At 62.8% G+C, this 10,529-nt stretch carries 10 protein-coding genes; 3 read left to right on the plus strand and 7 right to left on the minus strand.

Annotation, left to right across the window (positions count from 1 at the left end; translation table 11 throughout):
- Positions 1-10: 10 nt before the first annotated feature.
- Together AWB70_RS36815 and garL are read right to left on the minus strand one after the other, a co-directional pair.
- Complete coding sequence (locus AWB70_RS36815) at positions 11-919, minus strand: 2-hydroxy-3-oxopropionate reductase (RefSeq protein WP_268760497.1); 909 nt, start codon at positions 917-919, stop codon at positions 11-13.
- A 35-nt stretch (positions 920-954) separates the two neighbouring features.
- Positions 955-1,740 carry a 2-dehydro-3-deoxyglucarate aldolase gene (garL, locus tag AWB70_RS36820; protein WP_053567124.1) on the minus strand — a complete coding sequence of 262 codons (786 nt, stop codon included), beginning with the start codon at positions 1,738-1,740 and terminating at the stop codon, positions 955-957.
- A gap of 332 nt (positions 1,741-2,072) precedes the next feature.
- On the opposite strand from garL, the gene AWB70_RS36825 reads away from it, so the two are divergent.
- Positions 2,073-2,771 carry a FadR/GntR family transcriptional regulator gene (locus AWB70_RS36825; protein WP_014192539.1) on the plus strand — a complete coding sequence of 233 codons (699 nt, stop codon included), beginning with the start codon at positions 2,073-2,075 and terminating at the stop codon, positions 2,769-2,771.
- 497 nt (positions 2,772-3,268) lie between these two features.
- Here AWB70_RS36825 and glmS read toward each other — a convergent pair whose 3' ends face one another.
- The 5 genes from glmS to AWB70_RS36850 form a co-directional block, all read right to left on the minus strand.
- Positions 3,269-5,086 (minus strand): glutamine--fructose-6-phosphate transaminase (isomerizing), encoded by a 1,818-nt coding sequence (gene glmS / locus AWB70_RS36830; protein WP_014192581.1) that lies wholly within the window; start codon positions 5,084-5,086, stop codon positions 3,269-3,271.
- A gap of 79 nt (positions 5,087-5,165) precedes the next feature.
- A complete protein-coding gene (gene glmU, locus AWB70_RS36835) occupies positions 5,166-6,527 on the minus strand; it encodes a bifunctional UDP-N-acetylglucosamine diphosphorylase/glucosamine-1-phosphate N-acetyltransferase GlmU (protein ID WP_053567125.1) in 1,362 nt (453 codons plus the stop codon).
- Between the two features lie 96 nt (positions 6,528-6,623).
- Positions 6,624-7,583, minus strand: coding sequence for a tRNA 2-thiocytidine(32) synthetase TtcA (gene ttcA / locus AWB70_RS36840; RefSeq protein WP_053567126.1), 960 nt, complete (start codon positions 7,581-7,583; stop codon positions 6,624-6,626).
- Positions 7,580-7,981: a dihydroneopterin aldolase gene (locus tag AWB70_RS36845; protein WP_014192584.1), complete on the minus strand. Its 402-nt coding sequence runs from the start codon at positions 7,979-7,981 to the stop codon at positions 7,580-7,582. The genes ttcA and AWB70_RS36845 overlap by 4 nt, the downstream gene beginning before the upstream one ends.
- Positions 7,982-8,009: 28 nt before the next feature.
- Positions 8,010-8,852, minus strand: coding sequence for an SDR family oxidoreductase (locus AWB70_RS36850; protein WP_053567127.1), 843 nt, complete (start codon positions 8,850-8,852; stop codon positions 8,010-8,012).
- A gap of 13 nt (positions 8,853-8,865) precedes the next feature.
- Between AWB70_RS36850 and AWB70_RS36855 the strand changes: the two genes are divergently transcribed.
- Together AWB70_RS36855 and AWB70_RS36860 are read left to right on the plus strand one after the other, a co-directional pair.
- Positions 8,866-10,071 carry a class I SAM-dependent methyltransferase gene (locus tag AWB70_RS36855; RefSeq protein WP_053567128.1) on the plus strand — a complete coding sequence of 402 codons (1,206 nt, stop codon included), beginning with the start codon at positions 8,866-8,868 and terminating at the stop codon, positions 10,069-10,071.
- A gap of 12 nt (positions 10,072-10,083) precedes the next feature.
- Positions 10,084-10,278: a DUF2905 domain-containing protein gene (locus AWB70_RS36860; protein WP_041730806.1), complete on the plus strand. Its 195-nt coding sequence runs from the start codon at positions 10,084-10,086 to the stop codon at positions 10,276-10,278.
- Positions 10,279-10,529: the final 251 nt, after the last annotated feature.

The raw sequence follows: 10,529 nt of genomic DNA on the forward strand, positions 1-10,529 counted from the left end.
CCGGCCGCGCTTACTTCGTCTCCTGCCCGATCTCGTGGTTCGCCATGATTTCGAGCGCGCGCACCATGCCCGAGTGATCCCACGCCTTGCCGCCATTCGCCGCGCACGCATTGAACAACTGCATGCAGGTCGCGGTGTTCGGCAGCGCGACGCCGAGCGATTGCGCCGTCGCGAGCGCCAGATTCAAATCCTTCTGATGCAGCTCGATGCGAAAGCCCGGGTTGAACGTGCGCTTGGTCATGCGCTCGCCGTGCACTTCGAGAATGCGCGACGACGCGAAGCCGCCCATCAACGCGGTGCGGACTTTTTCCGCATCGACGCCGGCCTTCGACGCGAGCAGCAGCGCTTCGCCGACCGCTTCGATGGTCGCCGCGACGATCACCTGATTCGCGACCTTGCAGACCTGTCCCGCGCCGACTTCGCCGATCAGCGAGATGTTCTTGCCCATCATGTCGAAGAGCGGCTTGACCTTGTCGAACGTGGCTTGCGCGCCGCCGACCATGATCGTGAGCGATGCGGCTTTCGCGCCGACTTCGCCGCCGGACACCGGCGCATCGAGATAATCTGCGCCCTTTTCGCGCACCTTCGCCGCGAACTCGCGCGTGGCGATCGGCGAAATCGAGCTCATGTCGACGACGATCTGCCCGCTCTTCAGCTTGCTCGCGACGCCGTTCTCGCCGAACAGCACGCGTTCGACGTCCGGCGTGTCCGGCACCATGATGAAGATCACGTCGGCCTTTTCGGCGACGGCGGCGGGCGAATCGCACGCCGTGGCGCCCGCGCCCGTGAGCTCGGCGGACACGCCGCTGCGCGTGAACGCCGCGAGCTGGATGCCGTTCTTGAGAAGATTGGCCGCCATGGGATTGCCCATGATGCCCAGTCCGATAAAGCCTGCCTTTTGCATGTATCGCTCCTTGATGTCGATTTTCGATGTCGGCCCGGTGAGCGTGGCGCTCACGCCGGGATGAAATGTTTCTTCACGGCCTGCGCGGCGTTTCTCAGCATGCCGAGATCGGCGCACACCGCGACCATCGTGCTGCCGAGCGCGAGATAGCGTTCCGCGTCGTCCTGAACCGGCGCGAGAATGCCGCTTGCCTTGCCCGCTGCGTGCGCGCGCTCGAACACATGCGCGATGGCCGCCTGCACCTCCGGATGATTCGCGTTACCGAGATGACCGTACCCGGCGGCGAGATCCGAAGGGCCGACGAACAGCGCATCCACGCCTTCTACCGCGATGATCTCGTCGATGGCTTCGACCGCCGCGCGGCTTTCGATCTGCACCGCGACGCTGATATTGTCGTTCGCCACCTGGAAGTAGTCCGCCACCGTGCCGTAGCGGTTCCCGCGATGCCCGACCGATACGCCGCGAATACCCTGAGGAGGATAGCGCGTTGCGGCGACTGCGCGCTCGGCGTCGGCGGCGCTGTCGACGAACGGAATCAGGAAATTCACAAAGCCGCCGTCGAGCAGTTTTTTGATCGCGATGGGATCGTTCGACTGCGGGCGCACGACGGGCGCGCTCGGGCTGTCTTTCAGCGCCATCAGTTGCGGAATGAGCGTGAGCGCGTCGTTGGGCGCGTGCTCGGCGTCGAGCAGCATCCAGTCGAAGCCGACCACGCCGACGAGCTCCGTCACGATCGGGCTCGCCAGCGACATCCAGCAGCCGATCAGCCTCTTGCGCTCGCGCAGCGACGTTCGGAAAGAATTGGGCAGCGGTTGATACGGTGACGATGACGGCATGAAGCCTCCCTGTGACGACGGCGATCTGAGTGAAAGCGGTACGTCCGGTGGCTCATGTCATCGGACGTCTTAACACAGAGTACTTCGAATTTAGGCGTATACGACAGCGGAGTATACCCGTACTTTCTTTATTTTCAGCTACTTCGCCCTTGATTGATGTCGTCGTACTTATACGATGTCTTATTTCTTGGCTTGCATCATGCGCCGGGAATGGGCGAATTGACGAAAGTCGCCGCCGACAGGAAGATGCGTTGTCGGACATCCGTAGTCGCCTTCGATCGTAGGCGATGCGAAGACGTCCGACAACATAACCACAATCAGAAGAGATCGAGATGGCCAGCCTCACCGATAAAGTCGTCGCCACCCTGTTCGAGGATATCGAACGCGGCGTTTTGCGTCCCGGCGACAAGATTCCGACCGAAGTCGCGCTGATGAAGCAGTTGTCGGTGAGCCGCTCGGTCGTGCGCGAGGCCGTGTCGCGGCTGCAGGCGGCGAACGTGGTCGAGACGCGGCACGGTGTGGGCACCTTCATTCGCGCGCCGGAAGACCGCGAGGCGATGCGTCTGCCGGATGCCGATTTGTCGAGTCTGCTCGACATCATGGCGATCATCGAGTTTCGCATCGACCTGGAAGGCGCGGCTGCTGCGCTGGCCGCCGGACGGCGCACGGACGCGCATCTCAAGCAGATCGCGGCGGCGCTGGAACGCTTCGAGCAGCAAGTGGAAAGCGGCAGCACCGACGTGCTTCAGCATGACGTCGAATTCCATTTGCAGATTGCGCGGGCGAGCGGCAACCGATATTTCTACGACGTGCTGAGCCAGATGGGACGCGGCGTCAGTCCGCGGACGCGGCTCGGCAAAGCGGAGATTGCGGAACTGGATCAGATCGGGCGGTTACGCAACGTGCTCGCGGAACACAAGGCGATCTATCAGGCGATCGTGCGGCAAGATCCCGACGACGCGCGCGCCGCGATGCGCATGCATCTGAGCAACAGCCGTGAACGATTGAGGCAGGTGCATGGCGCTGCCTGAATCTTGAACACTGCACCCACGTTGCTTGAGTAAACAAAAGAGTTCGTATGTATACGTGGTAGTAGTTAACAAGCTTGCCGCAAATCAGTGGATAACCGGCGATGCGCGTTTTACGTCAGAGGTTTACCGATCGAACAAGTCCGGTATGGCGCGACCCGTTTCGAATTGAGTCTGGGACAACTTTGGCGTCGCTGAGGGAAACGTTGAGTTGTTCAGAAAACGCCAACAGTTAACGCAGAGACGTGCCAACAAGGTTGTCCACAGGCGTCAGGTCATTCGCGATTGATTGGTGAGCACGGCTTTCGTCATGGCGTCGAGCGTTGATGGGTCGATGGGGAAGTCGATTAATCGGCAAATTCATTCCGATAGAGTCTAGATTTGAGCTGCAATACGCAAATCCATGCCGGTTAAATCGGCCGCTCCGCCGCGCACACCCCAAAACAAAAAGCGCCTCCGAAGAGGCGCTTTCCTAGAAGACCTGCGATCCCCGCCAGCCCTCACTCCACCGTCACCGACTTCGCCAGATTCCGCGGCTTATCGACGTCCGTTCCACGCGCGCACGCCGTGTGATACGCGAGCAATTGCAGCGGCACCACGTGCAGGATCGGCGACAACGCACCATAGTGCTCCGGCATGCGGATCACATGAATGCCGTCTTCGCTGACGATACGCGTATCCGCATCGGCGAACACATACAGCTCGCCGCCGCGGGCGCGCACTTCCTGCATGTTCGACTTCAGCTTTTCGAGCAGCGTGTCGTTCGGCGCGACGGTCACGACCGGCATCGCTTCGGTCACGAGCGCGAGCGGCCCATGCTTCAGTTCGCCCGCCGGATACGCTTCGGCGTGGATGTACGAGATTTCCTTCAGCTTCAACGCGCCTTCCAGCGCGATCGGATAATGCAGCCCGCGGCCGAGGAACAGCGCGTTTTCCTTGCGCGCGAACTCCTCCGACCACGCGATGATCTGCGGCTCCAGCGCGAGCACGCTGTTCAGCGCCGCCGGCAAGTGCCGCAGTTGCGTGAAGTACGCGGCTTCCTGCTTGGCATTCACATGACCGCGCATCTTCGCGAGCGTCACCGCGAGCACGAACAGGCCGACGAGCTGCGTCGTGAACGCCTTCGTCGATGCCACGCCGATCTCCGTGCCCGCGTGCGTGAGAAACGCGAACTCGGTCTGGCGCACCATCGCGCTCGTCGCGACGTTGCACACGGCGAGCGTGTGCTTGTGGCCGAGCGATTGCGCGTGCTTCAGCGCGGCGAGCGTGTCGGCGGTTTCGCCCGATTGCGAGATCGTGACGACGAGCGCCTTCGGATTCGGCACCGACTCGCGATAGCGATACTCGCTCGCGATCTCGACCTGCGTCGGAATCTTCGCGATGGATTCGAGCCAGTATTTCGCCGTCAAGCCCGAGTAATAGCTCGTGCCGCACGCGAGGATCAGGATGCTGTCGATGTTCGCGAACGCGTCGCGCGCGTTGTCGCCGAAAAGGCTCGGATCGAATTGATCGGCCTGCGGGATCGTGTCGGTGATCGCGCGCGGCTGCTCGAAAATTTCCTTCTGCATGAAGTGACGATACGGCCCGAGCTCGACCGCGCCGCCGTATGCCGTCACCACGCGCACTTCGCGCTCGGCGGGCAGGCCTTCGCGATCGACGATCTTCACGCCGTCCAGCGCGATCTCGACCACATCGCCTTCTTCGAGGAACGCGAAGCGGTCGGTGCTGCCCGCGAGCGCGAGCGCATCGGACGCGAGGAAGTTCTCGCCCTCGCCCACGCCGACGACGAGCGGCGAACCCTGACGCGCGCCCACCACCGTATGCGGCTGGTTGCGGTGCATCACCGCGATCGCATAGGCGCCGTGCAACTGCTTCACCGCCTCGCGCACGGTCTGGAACAGGTCGCCGCGATACATGCTGTGAATCAGATGCGCGATGACTTCCGTGTCCGTCTGCGACACGAACTCGTAGCCTTTGTCCTTCAGCATCGCGCGCAACGACTCGTAGTTCTCGATGATGCCGTTATGCACGAGCGCCACCGTATCGCGCGAGAAGATCGGGTGCGCGTTGTCCGTGACGGGCGCGCCGTGCGTCGCCCAGCGCGTATGCGCGATGCCGGTCATGCCGCCGAGGTTCGAATCGCGCACTTGCGCGTCGAGATCGGACACGCGCGCGACACTGCGCGCGCGGCGCGGCTCGCCGTTGCTCAGAACGGCCACGCCGCACGAGTCGTAGCCGCGATACTCGAGGCGGCGCAGACCTTCGACCAGCACCGAGACGATGTTACGTTGCGCTACCGCGCCGACAATTCCGCACATGGCGTTTATCCTTTGAAACTTGCTTTCGAAAGCGCGGCGCTAAACGCCGCGCGCGTTGGGCTGAATCTATCCGACAGCCTTACGACTTCTTCTTCACCGGGCGCTTGTAGCCCGTCTTGCTCACCTGGGTCTTTTCGTTGAGCACCAGTTCGTCTTCCTCGACATCCTTCCATACCGTCGTGCCCGCCGCGATCGTCACGCCGCGCCCGACGCGCACAGGCGCCACGAGCTGCGTATCCGAGCCGATGAACACGTCGTCGCCGATGACCGTGCGATGCTTGTTCGCGCCGTCGTAGTTGCAGGTGATCGTGCCGGCGCCCACGTTCACGCGCGCGCCGATATCGGAGTCGCCGATATACGTGAGATGGTTCGCCTTCGAGCCGTGTCCGAGCACCGCGTTCTTCACTTCGACGAAGTTGCCGACATGCGCTTCGTCGGAGAGCTTCGTGCCGGGGCGCAGCCGCGCGTACGGGCCGAGCACGACATTCGCGCCCGCCGATGCGCCTTCGATATGCGTATAGGCGTCGATACGCGTGCCCGCGCCGATCGTGGCGTCGCGGATCACGCAGTTCGGGCCGATCGTCACGTTGTCGGCGAGGGTCACGCGTCCTTCGAACACGCAATTCACGTCGATCGAGACGTCCGCGCCGCATTCGAGCGTGCCGCGCACATCGATGCGCGCCGGGTCCATCAGCGTGACGCCGGCGTCGAGCAGCGCATTCGCCACGTTGCGTTGATGGATGCGCTCCAGTTCCGCGAGCTGAATCTTGCTGTTCACGCCGAGCGTTTCCCATTCGGCGTCCGGCTGCGCGGTCACGACTTCCACGCCCGAATCGATGGCGCGCTCGACCACGTCGGTCAGATAGAACTCGCCTTGCGCGTTATCGTTCTTCAGCGACGCGAGCCACGTTTCGAGCGTGCGCGTCGGCGTGATCACGATGCCGGTGTTGATTTCCGCGATGCGCCGCTCTTCTTCGCTCGCATCCTTCTGCTCGACGATCTTCTTCACCTTGCCGGCGGCGTCGCGCACGATGCGCCCGTAGCCGGTCGGATCGCCGACCGTGACCGTCAGCACGCCGTAACGCTCCGGGCCCGCGGCATCGATCAGGCGCTTGAGCGAGCTCGCGCGCGTGAGCGGCACGTCGCCGTAGAGCACGAGCGTCGGAACCGAAGGATCCAGAAGCGGCAGCGCCTGCTGCACGGCGTGTCCCGTGCCGAGCTGCCGGTCCTGCAGCGCGAACTGCACGTCGGGCGCGCCGACCGACTCGCGCACCTTGTCCGCGCCGTGCCCGACGACGACGACGAGCCGCGTCGGCGACAGCGAGCGCGCCGTATCGAGGACGTGCGCGAGCAGCGGCTTGCCCGCCAGTGGATGAAGCACTTTCGGCAGAGCGGAGCGCATGCGCTTGCCCATGCCGGCAGCCAGAATCACGATGTTCATCGCAGGAAGCCTTGCTGGTATGACGAGCCGCCAATATAACAAACGGCTCCGTGACGCAGTGCGGCGTAAACCACGCTGCGCCTTAGTGAATAAAGGTCACAGATCGTCGAACTGCACAATTGAAACCGTGCCGGCCGAACCTGACGGTTCGCTTGCACACGGTTCCTCGTCGAAGGCGATGTCGCCCTGCGGGTCCGCTTCGCCCGTGGCGCGCAGGCCGGCGAACGGAAACAGCTTGCTGTCCATCAGATGCGACGGCACCACGTTCGACAGCGCGTTGAACATGTTCTCGATGCGTCCGGGAAAACGCTTGTCCCATTCGCGGATCAACGCCTTCATCTCCGCGCGCTTCAGGTTCGGCTGGCTGCCGCACAGGTTGCACGGAATGATCGGGAATTCGCGCAGTTCGGCGTACTTTTCCAGATCCGTCTCTTTTACGTAGGCGAGCGGACGAATTACTACATTTTTGCCGTCGTCGGACTGGAGCTTGGGCGGCATGCCCTTCAGCTTGCCGCCGTAGAACATGTTGAGCAAAAGCGTTTGCAGAATGTCGTCGCGATGATGCCCGAGCGCGATCTTGGTCGCGCCGAGCTCGCCCGCCACGCGATAGAGAATGCCGCGGCGCAGGCGCGAGCACAGCGAACACGTGGTCTTGCCTTCGGGCACGAGCCGCTTGACGATGCTGTACGTGTCCTGATTTTCGATGTGAAACGGAATATCGAGCTTGCTCAGATAATCGGGCAGCACGTGTTCCGGAAAGCCCGGCTGCTTCTGATCGAGATTCACGGCGACGATATCGAAATCGATCGGCGCGCGCTCGCGCAGGCGCATCAGGATCTCGAGCATCGCGTAACTGTCTTTGCCGCCCGACAGGCACACCATGACCTTGTCGCCGTGCTCGATCATGTTGAAGTCGCCGATCGCCTCGCCGACCTGCCGCGCGATGCGCTTGAACAGCTTGTTGTTCTCGTACGCTTCCTTCTGCTGGCGGCGGGTCAATGCCTCGCGCGCGGGCTTCTCGTCCGCTACGGCTTCCACTGCGTCACGCGCGTTCATGCTCGTTCCTCTTTGATGCGAAAGACTTCGACGCCCACCGCGTCGCAGTCGGGATAAACGTCGGGCTTTTCAGTCGATACGGCCACCGCGCGCACGTTCGGATGCGCAAGCAGCGCGGCGGCGACGTCGTCGCACAGCGTTTCCTGCAAATGGATGTGGCCCTGCTTCACGCGCGCGGCGATGGTCGAGCGCATGAAGTCGTAATCGACGACTTCGGACAACTTGTCCTCGACGGGCGTCGACAGCGCGAGCGGCACGAACAGCTCGACATTGATCACGACGCGTTGCTCGCCGCGCTTTTCGAAGTCATGCACACCGATGTTGATGCGCACTTCGTAGTTGCGCAGAAAAAGCCGCCGGCAATCGGTCAGCCGGGGATGCGAAAGAGCGGCAAGCATGTTGGTTTCCGTATTCAGTAAGCGCGTTTCAAGGCTTTTGCGCGCCGATCATGTACATCACGTCGCGCGGGCTCGGCACGAGATGCTGGCCGCCATCGACGACGAGCGTCGTGCCCGTCACGCCGTGCGCGTTCGCGAGATAGCACGCGGCCTGCGCGACGTCATCGACCGTCGATGCGCGGTTGAGCGGCGTCACGCGATGCGCCGACTCGAACGACGCGGGCGTCTGCCCCGTGGATATCAGCGTCAAACCCGGCGCGAGCCCGGCCACGCGCAGCTTCGGCCCGAGCGCCTGCGCGAGCGCGACGGTGGCGTTTTCGAGCGCGGCCTTCGTCAGCGTGTACGACAGGTAATCCGGATTCATGTTGTACAGCTTCTGATCCAGCACGTTGATGACGACGCCGCGCAATGCGTCGTCTTCGGCGGCGGCCTCGGGCGTGATTTCGTGCAGCATGCGCGCGAGCGTGAGCGGCGCGGCGACGTTGACGGCGGTCATTTCCAGCAGCTTCGCATAACCGAAATCGCTGGCCGTGTCTTCGTCGAAGCGCGACGCGCAGTTCACGACGCAGTTCAGCCCGCCGAACGCCTCGACGCACGCCGGCACGAGCCGCGCGACTTCCGCTTCGACGGCGAGATCGGCCTTCAGCGCAACCGCGCGCCGTCCGAGCGACTCGATATCCGCGACGGTGGCGTGCGCCTCGTGTTCCGACTCGCCGTAGTGCACTGCCACATCCCAGCCCTGTCGCGCGAATTCCAGCGCGACGCCGCGCCCGATGCGCTTCGCCGCGCCCGTCACCAGCACGGCGCGGCGGTGCGAAACGGAAGCGGAAGACGGCGAGTTAGCGGAAGAAAACGGCTTGGAGACGCTCATTTACAATACTGGGATGAATTCGAATGCCAGACAAACCGATAGTTTACCTGTTCCCGGCGCCGACGCCCTTGCGCAGTCGGAAGCGCTGACAGACCTGATTCGCGGGCGCATCGCCGCGGCGGGCGGCTGGCTGCCGTTCGACCGCTACATGGACCTCGCGCTCTACGCGCCCGGCCTCGGCTACTACAGCGGCGGAGCGATGAAATTCGGCCGCCGCGCCGAAGACGGCAGCGATTTCGTCACCGCGCCCGAACTGTCCCCGCTTTTCGCGAAAACGCTCGCGCGCCCTGTCGCGCAGGCCTTGCAGCAAAGCGGCACGCGGCAGCTGATGGAATTCGGCGCGGGCACCGGCAAGCTGGCGGCGGCCCTGTTGACCGCGCTCGCCGATCTCGACGTGGCTTTCGACAGCTATGCGATCGTCGATCTTTCCGGCGAATTGCGCGCGCGCCAGCGCGAAACCATCGAAAAGCACGCGCCTGCGCTTGCCGCGAAGGTGAAATGGCTCGACGCGCTGCCCGATGCCTTCGACGGCGTCGTGATCGGCAACGAGGTGCTCGACGCGATGCCGGTGCGCCTCGTCGTGCGCAAGCTCGGCGCGTGGCACGAGCGCGGCGTCGTGGCGCTGAACGACCGCTTTGCCTTCGACGACCGGCCGATCGCGCCCGATGCGCAGGTCGAAGTGATCGATGCCGCCATCGACGAAGCCAATGACGAGCCGTTCGCGGAATACGTCACCGAGACGCACGAGGCGGCGCTCGCTTTTACGAAGACGGTGTGCACGATGCTGACGCGCGGTGCGGCGTTTTTCATCGACTATGGTTTTCCGCGCCGCGAGTTCTATCATGCGCAGCGCGCAACGGGGACGCTGATGTGTCACTACCGGCATCGCGCGCATGCCGACCCGTTTATGTATCCGGGATTGCAGGACATCACGGCGCACGTCGAATTTACGGGGATCGCGGAAGCGGGCGTGGAAACGGGCGCCGATTTGCTCGGCTTTACGTCTCAGGCGCGCTTTCTGATGAATGCCGGCATCACCGATGTGTTGAGCGATCTCGATCCTGCCGATGTGAAGCGCTTTTTGCCGGCGGCGAATGCGGTGCAGAAGCTGCTTTCCGAAGCGGAGATGGGCGAGTTGTTCAAGGTGATCGCGTTTTCGCGTGGTATTCCGGGTACTCTTGATGCGTTCGCCATCGGCGACCGTTCTCATACTTTGTGATTTTCTTCGATCATGATTCGCTGGCTGTTGACTACTTTCATCGCGCTCGCGATTCTTTCCGGGTCGATGCCCTGGCTTAGGAAGATTGGGATCGGGCGGTTGCCTGGCGACTTCACTCTGCGGATATTTGGGAAGGAATATTCGTTTCCTTTTATGTCGACGTTGTTGTTGTCGGTTTTGCTTTCTTTGATTGCTCGGGTGTTTTGACTGGGTTTTTTTTGTTTCGCCGGATCCCGTATTCGTGTTGGTCTATTAGCACTGCCCCTCCCCGGGGCGGGGGTAACTTTCTTTGCTGCTGCAAAGAAAGTCACCAAAGAAAGCAGCTCTCTCACCGCCCGCGGTCACACGCACGTTGGCCATTTTTCTCCTCCTAGGCGGCACTCGCCTAAAGAGTGCCCCCATAGGCCCAATCGGGCTTGGATCGCGCACGGTCCGTCACATCGCACCACACAACAAAC

Source organism: Caballeronia cordobensis (genome assembly GCF_001544575.2).
Lineage (GTDB): Bacteria > Pseudomonadota > Gammaproteobacteria > Burkholderiales > Burkholderiaceae > Caballeronia > Caballeronia cordobensis.